The organism is Elusimicrobiota bacterium, assembly GCA_041660925.1.
In the GTDB taxonomy this organism is placed as follows: domain Bacteria; phylum Elusimicrobiota; class Elusimicrobia; order UBA1565; family UBA1565; genus JBAZUV01.
Map to the genome: position 1 here is coordinate 41014 of JBAZVI010000008.1, position 17994 is coordinate 59007.

At 68.7% G+C, this 17994-nt stretch carries 11 protein-coding genes; 6 read left to right on the plus strand and 5 right to left on the minus strand.

The window, feature by feature from the left end:
• Positions 1 to 170 precede the first annotated feature (170 nt).
• A complete protein-coding gene (locus WC969_11870; protein MFA6030543.1) occupies positions 171 to 818 on the plus strand; it encodes a hypothetical protein in 648 nt (215 codons plus the stop codon).
• 77 nt (positions 819 to 895) lie between these two features.
• Here WC969_11870 and WC969_11875 read toward each other — a convergent pair whose 3' ends face one another.
• Together WC969_11875 and WC969_11880 are read right to left on the minus strand one after the other, a co-directional pair.
• Positions 896 to 3073: a M3 family metallopeptidase gene (locus tag WC969_11875; protein ID MFA6030544.1), complete on the minus strand. Its 2178-nt coding sequence runs from the start codon at positions 3071 to 3073 to the stop codon at positions 896 to 898.
• 62 nt (positions 3074 to 3135) lie between these two features.
• On the minus strand, positions 3136 to 6270 hold the full coding sequence (locus tag WC969_11880) for an AAA family ATPase (protein ID MFA6030545.1): 3135 nt from the start codon (positions 6268 to 6270) through the stop codon (positions 3136 to 3138).
• 184 nt (positions 6271 to 6454) lie between these two features.
• On the opposite strand from WC969_11880, the gene lpxD reads away from it, so the two are divergent.
• Positions 6455 to 7471 (plus strand): UDP-3-O-(3-hydroxymyristoyl)glucosamine N-acyltransferase, encoded by a 1017-nt coding sequence (lpxD, locus tag WC969_11885; protein ID MFA6030546.1) that lies wholly within the window; start codon positions 6455 to 6457, stop codon positions 7469 to 7471.
• The gene (locus WC969_11890; protein MFA6030547.1) at positions 7468 to 8484 is read left to right on the plus strand and encodes a class I SAM-dependent methyltransferase; all 1017 of its coding nucleotides are present in this window, start codon (positions 7468 to 7470) and stop codon (positions 8482 to 8484) included. Before lpxD ends, WC969_11890 begins: the two co-directional genes overlap by 4 nt.
• Here the strand turns inward: WC969_11890 and WC969_11895 are convergent.
• The 3 genes from WC969_11895 to WC969_11905 form a co-directional block, all read right to left on the minus strand.
• A complete protein-coding gene (locus WC969_11895) occupies positions 8481 to 9029 on the minus strand; it encodes a hypothetical protein (protein MFA6030548.1) in 549 nt (182 codons plus the stop codon). The two genes, WC969_11890 and WC969_11895, sit on opposite strands and share 4 nt — an antisense overlap.
• Before the next feature lie 137 nt (positions 9030 to 9166).
• Positions 9167 to 10384 (minus strand): hypothetical protein, encoded by a 1218-nt coding sequence (locus WC969_11900; GenBank protein MFA6030549.1) that lies wholly within the window; start codon positions 10382 to 10384, stop codon positions 9167 to 9169.
• Positions 10385 to 10391: 7 nt separating this feature from the next.
• Complete coding sequence (locus WC969_11905; protein ID MFA6030550.1) at positions 10392 to 11057, minus strand: ABC transporter ATP-binding protein; 666 nt, start codon at positions 11055 to 11057, stop codon at positions 10392 to 10394.
• A 453-nt stretch (positions 11058 to 11510) separates the two neighbouring features.
• On the opposite strand from WC969_11905, the gene zupT reads away from it, so the two are divergent.
• From zupT to WC969_11920, 3 genes are all read left to right on the plus strand, one after another.
• The gene (zupT, locus tag WC969_11910; protein ID MFA6030551.1) at positions 11511 to 12329 is read left to right on the plus strand and encodes a zinc transporter ZupT; all 819 of its coding nucleotides are present in this window, start codon (positions 11511 to 11513) and stop codon (positions 12327 to 12329) included.
• Positions 12330 to 12904: 575 nt separating this feature from the next.
• Positions 12905 to 14281, plus strand: coding sequence for an NADP-specific glutamate dehydrogenase (gdhA, locus tag WC969_11915; GenBank protein MFA6030552.1), 1377 nt, complete (start codon positions 12905 to 12907; stop codon positions 14279 to 14281).
• Positions 14282 to 14997: 716 nt separating this feature from the next.
• Complete coding sequence (locus WC969_11920; GenBank protein MFA6030553.1) at positions 14998 to 17973, plus strand: PEP/pyruvate-binding domain-containing protein; 2976 nt, start codon at positions 14998 to 15000, stop codon at positions 17971 to 17973.
• The last annotated feature ends 21 nt before the right edge of the window (positions 17974 to 17994 follow it).

Here is a 17994-nt window from a genome sequence, read left to right on the forward strand (position 1 = left end):
TTTTGATACTTATTCCCTCCGCAGCCCGGAGAACGCCAATCTGCGCATCCTGCGGGCTTCGGCGGAACAAGTTGCGAAAGTCAACGTCTGACCCCATGAGGTGGGAAATAGGGAAACAAAATATCTAATAGGTCTTGCCGCCCGGGATTTCCGGGCTTACACTTACACGGATGGCCAAGCTTCTCTGCGCCGCCTGCCTGCTGGCCCTGCTGAGCGCCCCCGCCCGCGCGGGCGGCAGCGAGGACTGCCTCGCGCTGTCCGGGCTGGGCTGCTATTTCGACGGCGGCAACGACGGCCTGCTCATCTACCTGCGCGGCCATCTCCACGGCAGCGGCCGCATCACCGGCGAAGGACCGGTCCTGGCGTCCTCGCGGCAGGCCTTCGACTTCTACGGTCTGCGCTCCGCGGCCCAGAACCGCAATCTGACCGTCATGGTGACCGGCTCGAGCCATCTCCCCGTGCTCCCCGCCGACGTGGCCGCGCTCGAGAAGCGCCTGGGCCGGAAGTTCGGAAAGGTCCTGGTGGCCGCGCACAGCGGGGGCTATGTGGGGCTGGCGAAGAGTCTCGAGGAGCTGCCGAAGGTGGACGGCATCGTCCTGCTCGACGATTTCTACGGGGACGTGGCGGGCATGGCGCGCCGAGTCGCCGGCCGCGACGCCCCGTGCGCGGGCTTCCGGACCCCGCACAACAAGGCGCGCTTCGCCGCGTTCACCGGCACGAGCTGCGTCATCGACGCCGCGCGCTCCGACGCGGAGCACGAGCCGCGCGTCGCCCGCTGCCTTACCGACTACCTCGACGGCCGTGCCTGTTCCGATTAGGATCACGCCGACGACAATTCCTTAGAGAAGAAGGCCCGCTCTCGCGGGCCTTCTTCTTTCCGGCTTCGTCCGGACGCTCAGGGGTTGTCGAAGAATCCTCTGCGCTCCAGGAGCTCGTTCTTGAACTCCGCCAGACTCTTGCTCGGCCGCTCGACGGACGCGACGGGCTCCGGCAGGAGGCCGAGCCCCCTCAGGAAGGCCTCTTCGCTGGGCTCGCGGCCGAGGAACTCGCGCAGGGACTGCGCCTCCTCGACGCTCGAGCCGCGCTCGAGGATCTTCCGGCGGTAGTCCATGCCGGTCGCGGGGTTCAGGACGCCTTCCTTCTCGAAGCGCGAGAACATGTCCCGCGCGTAGACCAGCGACCAGAGGTAGCTGTAGTAGCCGGCCGCGTAGCCGAACAGGTGCCCGAAGTTCGCCTGGAAGTGCGTGCCCGGGATCGGCGCGGGGACGCCGACCTCCGCGTAGACCTGCTCGATGACGGCGGTGGTGTCCATGGGCGAGGGCAGCGTGTGGTAGGCCATGTCGAGGGCGGCGAAGGCCACCTGGCGCAGGGTCCGCAGCGCGGAGTTGAAGTTCTTCGCCGCGAGCATCTTCGCGAAGAGCTCCTGGGGGAGCTTCCGGGAGGGGTCCTGATAATGCCCGGAAAGCCGCTCGATGATCTCCGGCCGCCACGCCCAGTTCTCCATGAGCTGCGAGGGCGCTTCCACGAAGTCCCGCGCCACGCTGGTCCCGGAGAACGCGGTGTAGCGGGCCTTGGTCAGGGTCTGGTGCATGAGGTGTCCGAACTCGTGGAAGAAGGTCTCCACGTCGTCGTGCGTGAGCAGGGCCGGCTGGGTCGGGGTGGGCTTGCTGAGGTTCGCGACCATGGCCGCGACGGGCATGTTGTAGCCGCCGTCGGGGAGCTCGTGGCCGTTGAGGATGGTCGCGGCCATGGCGTGCCCGAACTTGCCCTTGCGGGGGAAGAGGTCGAGGAAGAAGTAGCCGATCTTATGGCCGTCGGCCGCATCGTCGATCTCGAAGAGACGCACGTCCTCATGCCAGTTCGCGGCCTGCACTTCGCGGAACTTGAGGCCCAGCAGCTCCTGATAGACGTCGAGGGTCCCCGCGACGACGCGGTCGACCGGGAAGTACTGCCGCACCTCCTCGGGGTCGAAGTCGTAGAGCGCCTTCTGCAGCTTCTGCCCGTAATAGGCCCGGTCCCACGGGGGGACGCTCGTCGCCGCGGGGTCGTCCTTGCGCTTGGCTTCGAGGAGCGCGGCGCTCTCCTTGGCCGCGGGGCCGCGGAGCAGGTTCTTCAGCCGGTCCAGGAAGTCGAAGACGGTCTTCGGGGTCTTGGCCATGCGGTCCTCGATGGCCATGTGCGCGTAGTCCTCGTAGCCGAGCTTGCGCGCCAGCGCCTGGCGCAGGGTCAGGGACTCCTCGAGGATGGAGACGTTCGTGTCCGCCGCGCGGTTCTCGAACTTGAACGCGAGCTGCCGGCGCAGCTCGCCGTTCTGCGCGTACTGCATGAAGGGGATGTACGAGGGATAGTCGAGCCCGACGCGGTACTTCCCGTCCGTCGTCCTGGGCAGCCCCTCGACGTAGTCCTCGGGCATGCCGGCGAGTTCCTCGAGGGTCAGGTCGAGGCCGTCGTCGTAGTCCGCGAGGTTCTTCTCGAAGGCCTGGGCGAGGTCGTTCATGCGCTTCTGCATGGCCTTGATCTCCTCGCGGTCCGCGAGGGGGAGCTCCATGCCGCTGGTCTTATAGTTGCGCAGGATCTGGTCGACGAGCTTCTTGTCCTCGCCCGTCAGGACCTCGCCCTTCGCCGCGTACTCCTTGTAGGCGCGGTAGATGTCCTCCCGCTTGGAGTTCTCGATCATGAGCCGGCTCACGCGGGTGTCGATCGCCCGGGCCATGCGGCGGATGTTCTTGTCGGGGGAGACTTCCGAGAGGATGGAGCCCGGGCCGACGGCGTCCGAGAAGCGCGCGTCGGCGTTCTCGAAGGCGCGCACGGTGTTCGCGAAGGTCCGCTGGGCGGCGGGGACGGCGACCACCGCGTCGACGGCCGTCTTGTAGGCGGTCTCCGCGAGCTTGAAGTTCTGGAGCATCTCCCGGGAGGTCTGCGGGAGTGCGATGGCCGGGTTCGCGGCGGCGGCGGCTCCGGCGACGGACGCGATGCCGGCGCCGACCGGGACCGGGGCGACGACGACCTGGCACCAGGCGGCCGAAGGGCAGAGGAGGATGACGGCGAGCAGCGTGCGGAGGAGACTGTTCATGGGTTGCGACCTCGTGTTCGAAGATGCGCGTCTGAAGATCATCGTGTTTCTCATGCTCGGGCTCAGCTGCGCGCCTGCGCGGCCAGCTCCGCGGCGCGGCGGCGGGCCTTGAGCAGGACCTCGGAGTACGCCTCGCCGGTCAGGAGCTCCACGGTCTGCGAGACGTGTTCGACGGCCCAGATGTGGAACTTCCCCTCGCGCATCGCCGCCGTGATCTCGTCGTCCAGGATGAGGCTGCTCACGTTCGAGACCGGGATGATCACGCCCTGCGTCCCGTCGAGACCCCGCGCCTTGGCGAGCGCGAAGAAGCCGGAGACCTTCTCACGGACCCCGCCCACGGCCTGGATGTTGCCGAACTGGTCGGCGGAACCCGTCACCGCGCGCCCCTGGCGCAGCGGCACGCCGGAGAGAGCGGAGAGCGCCGCGACGGTGACCGCCTGGGTCGCGGAATCGCCGTCGATGGGCCCGTAGTTCTGCTCGATGGAGACCGTGAAATCCGGCAGCGGCGCGCCCCCGAGGAGCCGGCCCAGCACGGAGCGGACCACGCCGTTGGCCTTGTTGAAGAGCCCGCCGGTGAACTCCCCATCGCGGTCGACGGAGACGAACTGTCCGGAACCCGGCGAGACCGTCGCGCTCATGCGCATGGGAGACCCGAAGGACGCGTCGCCGGCCTCTACGACCGCCAGACCGTTGACCTGGCCGACCACCGCGCCGACCGTCGCCACGAGCATGATCCCCGACGTGTACTCCTCGAGGAAGACCTTCTGCATGTGCCCCGCTCCGCGGCGCACGCGCAGCACCTCGGCGACGTCGGTCTGCTCGACGACGGGACGCCCCGCCGTGCGGGCCGCATGCGAGGCCTCCTTCATGAGGGAGCGCAGCTCGCTCAGCTCCGTCGAAACGCGCCCGCCGCGCTCCGCGCGGACCGCGGCGTAGCGCAGGACCTCGGAGAGGGCGCCCCTGGAGAGCTCGAGGAGCTCCCCTCCGGCGGCCGCGACCATGTCCTTGAAGACCTGCGCGTAGCCGGCGAGGGTCCCCGCCGCGGCCTTCACCGCGGACTCGAAGCGGGCCGAGGCGCGGAAGAACGTCCCGACGCTCTCGTCGTTCTCCGCCAGGATGCTCGCCAGCAGCGGCGAGCCGATGAGGACCACCTTCACGTCCGCCGGGAGCTGGAACGCCGTCTTCGGCATCCTCTGGGTACCGTCGAGGAAGTCCCCGCTCTGGACGACGTTCGTGCGCCCGAAGCGAAGCGCTTCGACGAGGCCCATCCAGGCGTCCGGGTGCATGAGCAGGTCCTCGAGCCGCAGGACGAGGTAGCCGCCGCTCGCCTGCAGCCAGGAGCCGCCCGCGAACTTCAGAAGGTCCGCGCCGCCGTAGCGGGTCTGCCCGTCCGGGCCGACCGGCGCCTTGGGTTCCGCGTAGCCGAAGAGCGCTGGGAAGGACGGCATGCTCTCGAAGACCACGGGCGCGCCGGAGCCCGGCGCGTGGGTGGAGAGCACGGAGAACGCGTACTCGTAGAGCGGCCGGACATCGGGCGCCCCCTCCTGCGTCGAGGGCATGAACCGCGGATACTGGGACGCCACCTGCCGGAAGAAGCGGCGGAGCTCCTCGACCGCGTGCCGGGTGTCGGCGGCGAGCGCGGCGTCCGCGGAGGAGGCCGCCTCCAGAGGCGCGAGCATCGGCGCGCTGAGCGTCTCCACGAACCGCGCGGCGGCGGCTTCCTGCAGGGCGCGGATCTCCGCGTCCAGCGCCTTCTTCGCCTTCATCTCCTCCAGCGCCAGGTCCCGGTAGGAATCGGAGATCCCCGGGCCGCGCTCGTCGATCTCCGCCTCGATCTTCGCCCAGAGTTCGGGGGTCTCCGTCTTGATCTTCTCGATCTGCTCGTCGGTCAGCGACGCGCCCTCGCGCGTCGGGTAGAGGGTGATGCCGTCGCCTTCCGCCTCGACCTCGATGCCGAAGGCCTTCTTCGGCCCGAACTGGATCTTCGCGACCTCTTCGTCGAACGCGGCGCGGCGCGCGGAGTTCCCCGCGTCGAGGCGCTTGACCGCCGCCAGCCGGGCCTCCTCCGTCTCCCCTCCGCTCACGACGCCGGGGAGCCCCTTCACGAGCTGTTCGAAGAAGCCGGTGAACGCGGCCTCGAGCGCCGGCGCCGTGCCCGGAGGCAGGCTCAGAAAGACCGGGCGGCCTCTCAGATCGTCGGTGGCGCTCAGCGCGGCGACGTCCGGCGGAGTCGGCCGCTCGGCGGCGATGCCTGCGAGGAGGCGGCGCACGGCGGTCATCCGGCCCGAGCCCTCCGGTCCGGTGACCAGGACGTTGTAGTCGTTGCCCGGCATGGCGACGCCGACCCGGATGGCTTCGAGCGCCTCCTCCTGCCCGGGAGCGGGGACCTCGGAGACGGAGAGCGCCGCCGTCCCATCGGGGAGAGCGTCCGCGTCCGGCCGCCAGCTCAGCTTCTCGGGGGCGACGCTGAAGAGCGTCTCGGGCAGCGGCACGGCCTTGAGTCTCCCCGCCTCGGCTTTGCGCTCGGCGGCCTCGCCGACGAACGGCAGCAGGGCCTTCACGGGCTTCAGGAGGGCGTACTTCGACTTGAAAGCGTTCGCGAGTCCCGCCCAGACGCCCTGCGCCTTCGGCGCAGCCGCCGAGGGCATCCGCTCGCCCGCGGACCTCGTCCCGTCCTCGTCGAAGAGGACGGAGACCGCCTTCTCTCCGCCGTGCTTCTCCAGCGCGTCCGCGAACGCGAGCAGCCGCGCGCGGCTCCCCCCCTGCGGCAGGGTCGAGACGGCTTCGCGGAAGGCCTGGATGTCCTTGCGGGAGCTCAGGGTGGCCGGGATCTTGAGCCCTCGGCTCAGCAGCCCCGCGAGGAAGGAGGGCGCCGCGAGGTTCGGACCGAGGGCGGTCGGCTGGACGGAAGCCGCGGAGGCGGCGGACGTGACGACGGCGGGACCCTGGACCGCGGTGAGGACCGGCGTCGCCCCCGGAAGCGCGGCACTGGCGGAGAAATCAAACGTGTGCTGGCCCAGCCCCGGCGTGATCCGCGGGAGGAGCAGGCCGGAGTTCCCGGCCGCGACGACGGGCGCGAGCGACGCGTTCACCGGGGCCGGCGCGACGACGGCCTGGGTCCAGGCGGCCGAGGGACAGAGGAGGAGGAGGGCGGCAAGGAGGAGAAGGGGACGGGGCGCCGGGGTCTTCCTGTTCATAAAGGATAGTCAAACAGGAAAGCGCTCGCGGAGGAACGGAGAAAAGACCCATGCGCTCCGCAAAAGAGGGTCTATGCCGCCCGGTTGCCGATATCCCCGGAAAGCTATACCGAAGCGATCCTCCGCGCGAGGACATCGCGTCCGCGGACCGCTATGGTATCATCAGGTCGCGCTCGGAGGCCTCATGAATCTGCAGGAACTGGGTCGTCTTCTGAATCTCCCCGTCCAGGGGGAGCCCGACTACGAGATCCACGGCGTGCGCGACATCGAACGGCTCTCCGAGGAGCAGCCGCTCGAGGAGCACTTCGTCTACTTCATCGAGTCCAAGGCCGTGCTGAAGCGGCACCCGAAAGCGGCCGTGAGCGGCGCCGTCCTGACGACCCCGGCGCTCGCCGGGGAAGTCCGCCGCGCGCTCGTCGTCGAAGGCGACGCCCGGCTCGCGTTCATCCGCCTCCTGCAGGCCTTCGACAAGGCCCCGCGCTTCGCGCCCGGGGTCTCCCCCGACGCGGTGGTCGATCCCACGGCGAGCATCGGCGAGGGCGCCTGCGTCCTGGCCGGCGCGGTCGTGATGGCGGAGGCCCGCGTGGGCGCGCGCTGCGTCCTCCATCCGGGCGTCGTGCTCGAGCCCCATGCCGAGGTCGGGGAGGACACGGTCCTCCACGCCGGAGCGAGCGTCGGGCACCACTGCGTCGTCGGACGGCGCTGCGTCGTCCACGGCGGGGTCGTCATCGGCGCGGACGGGTTCGGCTTCTACGACGAGAAGGGCGGGCGGCACAAGATCCCCCAGATCGGCAACGTGGTCGTCGGCGACGACGTCGAGATCGGGGCGACGAGCACCATCGACCGCGCCACCATCGAAAGCACGACCATCGGGGACTTCACCAAGCTCGACGACCAGGTCCACATCGGGCACAACTGCCGGCTCGGACGCTACATCTACATCGCGGGCAAGACGGGCCTCGCGGGCTCGGTGGTCCTCGAGGACGGGGTCATGATCTCCGGGATGGTCAGCATCAAGGACCACCTGCGCCTGGCCAAGGGCTCCATCGTCATGGGCATGTCCGGCCTGGCCCAGGACACGGAACCCGGCATGGCCTACTTCGGCATACCGGCGCGTCCGGCGCGCGAGATGCACAAGATGAACGCCGCTCTCTCCAAGCTCCCCGGCCTGCTCTCCAAGCTCCGGCACCTGGAGTCATGAGCGAAGGCGCGTTCCCGGAGCTCCTCGAGCGGGCGCTGCTCGCCCGCGGGGCGCTCATCGAGAAGCTCCAGGCCGAGGGCACCGACGCCTACCGCCTCTTCCACGGCGTCGGCGAGGGCCGGGCCGGGCTGACGGTCGACCGCTACGGCTCGCTGGTCCTCGTGCAGACCTTCCGCGAACCCCTCTCCCCCGAGGAGTCGTCCGCGATCGAACGCCTCCTGCGCGAACGCCTGCCGTACGCCTTCGCCTTCGCCTATAACCACCGCGGAAAGACCGCGGCCCAGCCCTTCGAGCTCTGGCACCGCCCGGCGCCCGAGGCGCTGGCCGAACTCGAGTGCCGGGAAGCCGGCCTCAAGTTCCTCATCCGCGCGCGCCACGCGGGTCTCGACCCCTGGCTCTTCCTCGACCTGCGCGCGGGGCGCCGGTTCCTGCGCGCGTCCTCCAAGGGACTCAGCGTCCTGAACCTGTTCGCTTACACCTGCAGCGCGGGCGTGAGCGCGGCGGCCGGGGGCGCCTCCGAGGTCTGGAACGTGGATTTCGCGTCCTCGAACCTCGAGGTCGGCAGGAGGAACGCGGGGCTCAACGGGATCCCCGAGGACCGGTTCCGGCTCATCGAGGAGGACTGCATGCCGGTCGTGCGCCAAATCGCCGGCCTCGGCGCGGGCGGGCGCTTCTCCCGGACCCGGAAGACCCCGAAGTTCGCCGCCTGCCCCTTCGACCTCGTCGTGCTCGACCCGCCGGCCTGGTCCAAAGGCCGCTTCGGCGCGGTGGACGTCGTCGGGGACTATCCGTCCCTGTTCAAGCCCGCGGTGCTGGCGGCGAAGCCGGGCGGCCGCGTGCTCGCGACGAACCACGTCGCATCCGTCGCGCTCGACGCCTGGCTGGACGCGCTCCGCCGCTGCGCCGAGAAGGCGGGCCGACCGCTGCGCTCGGTCCGGACGCTCGAGCCGGACGCGGACTTCCCTTCCTTCGACGGCCGGCCGCCGCTGAAGATCGCCGTCTGCGAAGTCTAGTCCCTCGCGAGTTCCGCACGGACCCGCTTGAGCATCTTCTTGAGGTCGCGCGCGCTCACGAGGGCGGGCTCCAGCCGCTCCTCGACCGCATCGGGGTCGGAGAGGTCGCCGGCCTCCAGCGAGAGCGCCAGCATCGTCGGACGGTGCACGAAGAAGGCTTCCTTCCCCGCGACGATGAGCCCGAACGCGGTGTAGTGCAGGAGGATGTCGCTGCCGAGCTTCTCGGCGGGGGTGTCCCCGTCGCGCTCGCAGCCGATGCGCCCCTGCCTCATCGCGTCCTGGAACGCATGGACGCGGACGCACGCCCCCTTGTTGTCTTCCATGAGCCTGGCCACCAGCGTGTGCAGGTCCTCGTCCTTGTGCCGGAGCACCGTCTCTTCGTCCGTGAGGATCCCCTCCGTCTCGACGGCGGCGGCGACGATCGCGGGCGCCTGAAGCCCGCGCGCGTCGACCGGACTGATCGCCTGCAGCCGCTCCAGCACGGGCGCGGCGTACGCTCCCGTTGAAAAGCCGAACACGAGCGTCATCGTCAGGATCTTCTTCATGTCCCCTCTCCGGCCCTCAGGATCGAGGCCGCACCGCGGCCCCGGCCCATGCTTTCAAATCGGGGGATGAAAGCTCGTGGGCACAAGAGGCCCGGACCGGGAAGTCTTTAGGCCCAGCCGGGACAGGGGCCGGCGGGCTAGAAGAAGTATTGGGCCTGCGCGAAGAACCCGTCGGGCTGGCGGCCGTACTCGCTGACGCGCGTGCCGCCGAAGCGCTGGAAGCCGGCGAGGAGGTGGAGGTCCTTGAGCGCGTTCCAGTCCAGCGAAGGCATGAGGAAGGTGCTCTGGTCGTCGAGGTTGGCGAGGGCGTAGAGCTCGACCTGCAGGAGCGGATGAAGCTCCTTGCGCAGGCCCGCGCCGAGGTAGTTGCGCGCGAGCGCCACCTCCCGGCCGCCCGTCACGGGCCCCGTGTCGTAGCGCAGCTCGTCCGAGCGGCCCGCGCCGTTGTGGTGGTACTCGACGAGCGCCCAGAGGTTCTTGAGCCACGCGTGCGGCGGCGCGGAGCCGAAATCGTACTCGTAGCCCACGAGCCCCTTCCAGAACGGCGTGCGCGTCTTCAGGTCCGCGTAGAGCCACTCGCCGTGGAAGTTCCCGTCGAAGACGTCGGCCGCGAAGTCTCCGCCGGCCGCCCAGCTGTCGGTGGAGGGCGCGACCTTGCCCGCCAGCAGCGAGAAATCGCTGCCCCAGCGGTTGCCGCGCACGCGCGCGAGCAGGTCGCTCGCGCTCCAGCGATCGGCGAGCGTCCAGACCCCTTCCGCCTGCCCCAGCTCGCCGAGGCCGCGGCGGGCGTAGAGCGCGTCCACGCCCCGGCGCTCCTCGCGCTCGATGGAGGCGGGCGGATAGGGGTTGAGGAAGTCGGTCGGGTTCCAGAGCTTGCCCGTCCCCCACGCCACCCGCTGGCGCCCGAAGCGCAGGTCGAAGCTCTCCGAGCGGAGCTCGGCCCAGCCGCGGTAGAGGCGATGGCGCCAGAAGGCGTCGGGCGCCGAGGAGATGGTCCCCTCCATGTCCAGATAGGACGGCGGCTCGGCCGTGCCGTAGCGGCGCCACTCGGCCGAATGGAGATAGGAGCCCGTGAGCAGCTCATGGTCGTAATCGGCGTGCGCTCGCAGGACCGGGGCGTCGGGCTCTCCCCCGGCGGCCCGTGACAGTTCGAGCGTCGTCCGGACCCGCGAGAGGTCGCTCCAATAAGGGGAGCCGCTCAGGCCCGAGCGGGAATAGCGGTAGAGCGTCTTCAGGTAGCCGGAAGCGTCGAAGCGCGCGTTTTCAGCGCGCGCTTCGACGGCAGGTGCGAGCAGTAGAAGGATCCCGGCGAGGAGCTGCCTAAGCCGAGTCGTCTGAGCGGGGCCCCGGAGCATTCCCCGCTCAGACGACCTGCCCATCACGCATGCGCACGACGCGGTGGGCGCGGCTCAGGACCCGCTCGTCGTGGCTCGAGAAGAGGAAGGTGGCTCCGCTCTCCTCATTGAGCTCCACCATGAGGTCGAGCAGGGACTCGGCGGTCTTCGAGTCGAGGTTCGCCGTGGGCTCGTCGGCGAGGATGAGACGCGGCCGACCCACGACGGCCCGCGCCACGGCCACGCGCTGCTGCTGCCCGCCCGAGAGGTGGTCGGGGCGCCGGTCGGCTTCGCGCGCGAGCCCGACGCGCTTGAGGGCCTCGCGGGCGCGCTCGCGGCGCTCTCCCGCCTCGACCCCCTGGAGCAGGAGCACGTACTCGACGTTCTCGAGCGCGCTGAGCACCCCGATGAGGTTGTACGCCTGGAAGATGAAGCCGAGGTTGCTCAGGCGGAAGTCGGCGAGCGCCGCGCCGCCGAGCTTCGTGAGCTCCCGCCCCTCGAAGAGCACATGGCCGCGCGTGGGGGCGTCGAGGGTCCCGGCGATGTTGAGCAGGGTGGACTTTCCCGAGCCCGAGGGCCCGGCCACGGCCGCGAGCTCCCCGGCCTCGACCGACAGAGAGACGCCGTTGAGGGCGGCCACTTTCTGTCCGCCGTCGTAGACCTTCACGATGTCCTTGAGCTCGAGCAGCGCCATCCCCATGAGTTTACCTAAACTCCTGCGAGTTCGCACTATCAGATTCCTCATCGCGTGCGATCCCGGCACTCTAGGAGTCCGTCCGAGTAATAGCATGTTCTCCGGTCGCGCGCTATTGGAGCGAGACAAGGAGCGAGGAGCGCGCATAGCTGCGGCTATGTAAGCGACGAGCGACGCCGTCGCAGCCCGATAGCGCGCGCCCCGCTCCTCCCATGACTTCTGAGGAAGAGCGGGAGGCCCCATCCCGGCCGTGCGCCGCGTTGCTCCTCGCTCACATAGCGGGGCTATGCTCGCTCGTCGCGCCTTGCGCACGGCTCAGGCTTGGGCCTCCGGGGAATACGCTATTACGCGGACGGACTCCTAGGCCGGGGTGCCGGCGAGGGGGTGCAGGGGGAGGGCGACTCTCCTCTCCCCTCGGGGACACCCCGCACAGTTATATAATGCTGCCCTCACATGGAAACCGCGCACGGCAGCGTCCTCTTCGCCTTCGCGCTCACCGCGCTGGCCGGCCTCTCGACCGGCATCGGCAGCGCGATCGCCTTCTTCGCCCGCCGAACGAACACGCGTCTGCTGGCGTTCTCGCTGGCCTTCTCCGCCGGCGTGATGGTCTTCATCTCCCTCTTCGAGCTCCTCCCGGAATCGCGCGGCACCCTCGCCGGCCGCTTCGGCCCTGCGTCCGGCGCCTGGGCGGCGTTCGGGGCCTTCTTCGTCGGCATCGCCTTCACGGCCCTCATCGACTTCCTCGTCCCCTCCTTCGAGAACCCCCACGAGCACCGACACATCGAGGAGATGGAGCCCGGAGGGGGCACGGGAGAGCGCCGGCTCATGCGCATGGGCCTGCTCTCCGCCTTCGCGCTCACCGTCCACAACATCCCCGAAGGGCTCGCGACCTTCGTCGCCGCGCTCAACGACCCGACCACGGGGCTCTCCATCGCGCTGGCCATCGCCATCCACAACGTCCCGGAGGGGATCAGCGTCTCCGTCCCCATCTTCTACGCGACCGGCGACCGCCGCAAGGCCTTCCTCTATTCCTTCGCCACCGGCCTCGCCGAGCTCGTCGGAGCGGCGCTCGGCTACCTCCTCCTCGCGCCCTTCATCGGACCGACCCTTTTCGGCCTGGCGTTCGCCTTCGTCGCCGGCATCATGGTCTTCATCTCCTTCGACGAGCTCCTCCCCGCCGCGCACGACACCGGCGACCACCACCTCGTGCTCTTCGGCCTCCTCGCGGGCATGGGAGTGATGTTCGCCACCCTGAACCTCTTCCCCCACTGAGGGGGGGACCTCCCCCCCTGCCCCCCTCGGCGGCACCCCGGCCCTGATTGTGCCGCGATCGCACTCGGCAAGGAAACTAATAGTGCGAACTCGCAAGGAGGGGGAGTTGGGGGACTGTAGTCAGCGTGATCCTAAATGGGGTCAGACGTGAACTTTTGCAACTTATTCCGCGGAAGCCCGCAGGATGCGCCGATCGGCGTTCTCCGCGCCGCGGCAGGAATAAGTTCTAAAAGTTGCGGTGCCTGACGCCATGATGTGTGACGCCATGATGTGATCCTGTGCGGCTGGGGAGTGTGCTCCCCCTCCCCCGCCCCTCCCGCAGGAGGGGAAGTTAGGGGACTGTAGTCAGCGTGATCCTGATAGAGTACGCGCGGAGGGTGGGAATGGTTCCAGGTTCGCAGGGCAATTCCCCCTTCCACTGCCCCTTCCCGCGGGGAAGGGGAGTCGAGGAAGAGCGGCTGCCCTAGGGTCCCGGCGAGAGCAGCGGAAGGCACTCCTTAGTGGGTTGACTCTCGGTACCCAAAGAGTCAGAATTCAAAAAGTCGGTCGTCCTACAAATCTTCAGGAGAGACAACATGCCCACCAAGACTGCCCCGTCGACCACGAAGCACGACCCCTACATCGCCAACCTTCTGGCCGAGGTCGCCAAGAAGAACGCCGGAGAGAAGGAATTCCTCCAAGCCGTCCACGAAGTCGTGGAGACCCTCGAGCCCGTGCTCGAGCGCCATCCGGAGTACCGCAAGGCCAAGATCCTCGAGCGCCTCGTCGAGCCCGAGAGGGTCCTGATGTTCCGCGTGCCGTGGACCGACGACAAGGGCGAGATCCACGTCAACCGCGGCTTCCGCGTCCAGTTCAACAGCGCCATCGGGCCGTACAAGGGCGGGCTGCGCTTCCACTCCAGCGTGTACCTGGGCATCCTCAAGTTCCTGGGCTTCGAGCAGATCTTCAAGAACGCCCTCACGACGCTGCCCATGGGCGGCGGCAAGGGCGGCTCGGACTTCGACGCGCGCGGCAAGTCGGACGCCGAAGTCATGCGCTTCTGCCAGTCCTTCATGACCGAGCTCTTCCGCCACATCGGCGCCGACACCGACGTCCCGGCCGGCGACCTCGGAGTGGGCGGCCGCGAGATCGGCTACATGTTCGGCCAGTACAAGCGCCTGAAGAACTGCTTCGAGGGCGTGCTGACCGGCAAGGGCATCGGCTGGGGCGGCAGCCTCATCCGCACCGAGGCCACCGGCTACGGCGCCGTCTACTTCGCCCAGGAGATGCTCGCCACCCGCGGAGAGAGCTTCAAGGGCAAGACCTGCGTCATCTCGGGCGCCGGCAACGTGGGCGTCCACGCCATCGAGAAGATCAACCACCTCGGCGGCAAGGTCGTCGCGATGACCGACTACGACGGCACCGTGCACGACAAGGACGGCATCGACGCCGAGAAGGTCGCCTTCACGAAGGAGCTCGTCTTCAAGCGCCGCGGCAGCCTCCGCGAGTACGTGAAGAAGTTCCCGAAGGCGGAGTTCCTCGAGGGCAAGAAGCCCTGGGGCATCAAGTGCGACTGCGCGCTCCCGACCGCCTGCGAGAACGAGCTGAGCGGCGAGCACGCGAAGGCCCTGCTCTCCAACGGCTGCTTCCTCGTCGCCGAGGGCGCGAACATGCCCTCCACCCCGGAGGCCGTCGAGGCCTTCCTCGCGAAGAAGATCCTCTTCGCGCCGGGCAAGGCCGCCAACGCCGGCGGCGTGGCCACCTCGGGCCTGGAGATGTCCCAGAACAGCCAGCGGCTGAGCTGGACCAGCGAAGAGGTCGACAAGTACCTCCACCGGATCATGGTGAGCATCCACAAGTCCTGCATGGACACGGCCCACGAGTACGGCGTGTCCGGCAACTACGTGATGGGCGCGAACATCGCCGGCTTCCGCAAGGTCGCCGACGCCATGCTCGCCCAGGGCCTCGTCTAAGCCCTTCCGCGACAGAAGAGCCCGCGCGGCCTCGGCCGCGCGGGCTCTTCGTTTCGGGGCATAATGCATGTGCTGCTCAGCAAACGGGGTGCCCCCAATCCGCAACGTAGGAGGTGCCTGATGAAAAACATCAGCATCCTTCTCACACTGGCGCTTGTCCTCGCCATCGTGAGAGCAGCGAAAGCGTAGGGACTGCTACATCGAAACAGAAAACCGAAGAAACCGACGAACCATCTAGAACACGAATTCTGAAACAACTGAGATAAGAAGACCCCGTGCTGCAGCACGGGGTCTTCACTTTCCAACGATATTCTGGACTTTTCATAAAAGGGCGGTGCCCCCCGCGGCGGATACTCGCCGTGGGGGCCTCCTTATCCACCCCCCTGACACGCCCCCCCGCCGCGCACGAGGAGCCGCACCCCACGCCCGATCGCGGCACCTTGTCTTGCCCGATACGGTGCCGCCGCGTCACCCGTTGAAGACCGGCGCATGAGGAGACGTGGGGCCCCGACTATGATTGCAGACGGTTTCCGTCTCATCTTGGCCGGGAGGCCCGCAAACTCCCGCCGCAGGGCATCTCGGAGGCCTGCGTCGCTTGTATGGACGCAGGCCGAGAGCTGAGCGGCGAGCCGCGTCACGGCTCGACCGCGTCCCTGCGGCGGGAGATCGCGGGCGGGACCCGGCCAATCAGTCGAAAAGCTTCCTATAATCTGCCCATGGCTCCTATGGACGCCGCGCAGACCATCTTCGGCGAGTACGACGTCCAGTTCGGCGGGTTCGACAAGCTCATGCCGAACCGGGTGCGCGAGGTGCTCCTCGTCGCGGCCCCCTACGACTCCTTCCTGCTGGCCGACGACGACCGCCTCACCGAGCTCGTCTTCAGCGAGTACCTCGACCTGAACCTGCGCTACGCCCCGCGCGTGACGCGCGTCTCGAACGCGGCCCAGGCCCTCGCGAAACTCAAGGGAGGAGAGTCCTTCGACCTCGTCATCACCATGGCGCAGGTCGGCGAGATCGAGCTCGCGGCCTTCGCGCGCGAGGTGAAGGCCCTCTTCCCCCGGATGCCGCTGGTCCTCCTCGCCTTCAACACCCTCGACTTCACCCAGCTGCCCGACGAGGACAAGGCCGCCTTCGACCGCATCTTCCTGTGGCTGGGCGACCCGCGCATCTTCATGTCCATCGTGAAGCTCGTCGAGGACCGCCTCAACATCGACCACGACATCCGCCTCTCCGGCGTCCAGGCCGTGCTCGTCGTCGAGGACTCCATCCGCTTCTACTCCTCCTACCTCCCCATCGCCTACGCGGAGATGATGAAGCAGACGCAGCTGCTCATGGCGGAGGGGATCAACCTCTCCCACAAGATGCTCCGCATGCGGGCGCGCCCGAAGGTCCTGCTCGCCTCTTCCTTCGAGGAGGCCTGGGAGCTCTACGCGCGCTACCGCTCGAACCTGCTGGGGGTCATCACCGACGTCGAGTTCCCCCGCGGAGGGAAGGCCGACCCTCAGGCGGGCCTGCGCCTGACCGAGAAGATCAAGACCGACGACCCCGACATGCCGGTCCTCGTCCAGTCCTCGGACGCGAAGTTCGCCCCCCTCGCCGAGGCCGTCGGCGCCTCGTTCCTCGACAAGGGCTCGCCGACCCTGCTCAAGCAGCTGCAGAGCTTCATGCTCACCTATTTCGGCTTCGGGGACTTCGTCTTCCGCCTCGCCGACGGCGCCGAGGCCGGCCGCGCCTCCGACCTGCACTCGATGATCGAGCTACTGCAGAGCGTCCCCCCGGAGAGCGTCGAGTACCACGCCAGCCGCAACCACTTCTCGAAATGGCTGATGGCGCGCACCGAGTTCGAGATCGCCGCGCGCCTGCGCCCGCGAAAGATCTCCGAGTTCAAGGACCTCGAGACCCTGCGCAAGCACCTCGTCGAGACCCTCCACCAGTTCGTGCACAAGACCCAGCTCGGCACGGTCCTGCAGTTCGACGGCCGCTACTTCGACCGCGACAGCCCTTTCGTGAAGCTCGGCAGCGGCTCCATCGGCGGGAAGGCCCGCGGGCTCGCGTTCATGAACTTCGCGCTCAGCCGCCGCGAGGTCGCCGAGCGCTTCGACGGCGTGCGCATCACCGTCCCCAACACGGCGGTCATCGGCACCGACGTCTTCGACTTCTTCCTCGAGCAGAACGAACTGCACGGGGTCGTCCGGGCCGAGGGCGACCACGCGGCGCTCTGCGCGGCGTTCCTGAAGGCGCGCCTGCCCGCCTACATCATGCGCGACCTCGAGACCCTCGTGCAGCGGGTCCAGGACCCGCTCGCGGTGCGCTCCTCCTCCATGCTCGAGGACGCCCGCAGCCAGCCCTTCGCCGGCGTCTACAAGACGTACATGCTCCCCAACAACCACCCCGACCCGGCGACCCGCCTGCGCCAGCTCGAGCGCGCGGTCAAGCTCGTCTACGCCTCGACCTTCTCCCCGGACGCGCGCTCCTACCTGCGCTACACCGCGCGCCTGCCCGACGAGGAGAAGATGGCCGTCATCGTGCAGCGCCTGGTGGGACGCTCGCGCGGGAACGGGGCGCGCTTCTACCCGGACGTCTCCGGGGTCGTGCAGAGCTACAACTACTACCCGGTCCCGCCCATGCGCCCCGAGGAGGCCGTCTCCTACGTGGCGCTGGGGCTGGGGAAGACCATCATGGACGGCTACCGCTCGCTGCGCTTCTCGCCGGCGCATCCCCAGAACCTGCACCAGTTCGCGACGGTCAAGGACTTCCTGGCGAACTCGCAGCGGGAGTTCCTCGCCGTCGACACGGCCGGCTCCGTCGACGACTTCGACTTCGACTCCGAGCCCAACATCGCGCGCCTGGGCCTCGACGAGGCCGAGGTCGACGGCACCCTCGCCGCCGTGGGCTCGACCTACTCCCCGGAGAACGACGCGGTCTACGACGGGATCGGCCGCGCGGGGACGCGTCTGGTGACCTTCGCGCCCATCCTCAAGAACGACCTCTTCCCCCTCGCGGAGATCCTGCGCTTCCTCTGCGCGATGGGGACCGACGCGATGGGCTCGCACGTGGAGATGGAGTTCGCGCTCTCCGTCGACCCCGCGGCGGAGCGCCCGGTCGAGTTCAACGTGCTCCAGATGCGCCCGATGATCTCGCGCCAGCTCAACCAGAAGGTCAACCTCTACGGCGTCGACCCCGCGCGCGTCGTCTGCGGCAGCCCCAAGGCCCTCGGCAACGGCGTGCTCCCCGAGATCCACGACGTCGTCTACGTCAAACCCGACGCCTTCGACCCGGCGCGCACCCTCGAGATCGCCGCGCAGATCGGGGAGATCAACGACGCCCTGCGCCATGAAGGGCGCATGTGCCTGCTCCTGGGTCCCGGCCGCTGGGGCTCGGGGGACCGGTGGCTGGGCATCCCGGTCAAGTGGAACCAGATCTCCTCGGCGCGCGCCATCGTCGAGACCAACCTCGAGCGCTTCGTCGTGGACCCCTCCTACGGGACCCACTTCTTCCACAACGTCACCTCGCTCGGGATCGGCTACTTCACGGTGAACCCGCAGAAGGGAGAGGGGAGCATCGACTGGGCCTGGTTCGACGCCCAGCCGGCCCTGCGGGAGACCCCGCTGCTGCGCCACCTCCGCCTGGAGAAGCCCCTCGAGGTGCGCATCGACGGCTCGAGCGGACAGGGCGTCATCCTCAAGTCCTGAGGCGGCGGATGGGCGGAGAGA

Coding starts and splice junctions, on each gene's coding strand:
- WC969_11870 (MFA6030543.1), top strand. CDS start 171: ATGGCCAAGCTTCTCTGCGCCGCCTGCCTGCTGGCCCTGCTGAGCGCC.
- WC969_11875 (MFA6030544.1), bottom strand. CDS start 3,073: ATGAACAGTCTCCTCCGCACGCTGCTCGCCGTCATCCTCCTCTGCCCT.
- WC969_11880 (MFA6030545.1), bottom strand. CDS start 6,270: ATGAACAGGAAGACCCCGGCGCCCCGTCCCCTTCTCCTCCTTGCCGCC.
- lpxD (MFA6030546.1), top strand. CDS start 6,455: ATGAATCTGCAGGAACTGGGTCGTCTTCTGAATCTCCCCGTCCAGGGG.
- WC969_11890 (MFA6030547.1), top strand. CDS start 7,468: ATGAGCGAAGGCGCGTTCCCGGAGCTCCTCGAGCGGGCGCTGCTCGCC.
- WC969_11895 (MFA6030548.1), bottom strand. CDS start 9,029: ATGAAGAAGATCCTGACGATGACGCTCGTGTTCGGCTTTTCAACGGGA.
- WC969_11900 (MFA6030549.1), bottom strand. CDS start 10,384: ATGCTCCGGGGCCCCGCTCAGACGACTCGGCTTAGGCAGCTCCTCGCC.
- WC969_11905 (MFA6030550.1), bottom strand. CDS start 11,057: ATGGCGCTGCTCGAGCTCAAGGACATCGTGAAGGTCTACGACGGCGGA.
- zupT (MFA6030551.1), top strand. CDS start 11,511: ATGGAAACCGCGCACGGCAGCGTCCTCTTCGCCTTCGCGCTCACCGCG.
- gdhA (MFA6030552.1), top strand. CDS start 12,905: ATGCCCACCAAGACTGCCCCGTCGACCACGAAGCACGACCCCTACATC.
- WC969_11920 (MFA6030553.1), top strand. CDS start 14,998: ATGGCTCCTATGGACGCCGCGCAGACCATCTTCGGCGAGTACGACGTC.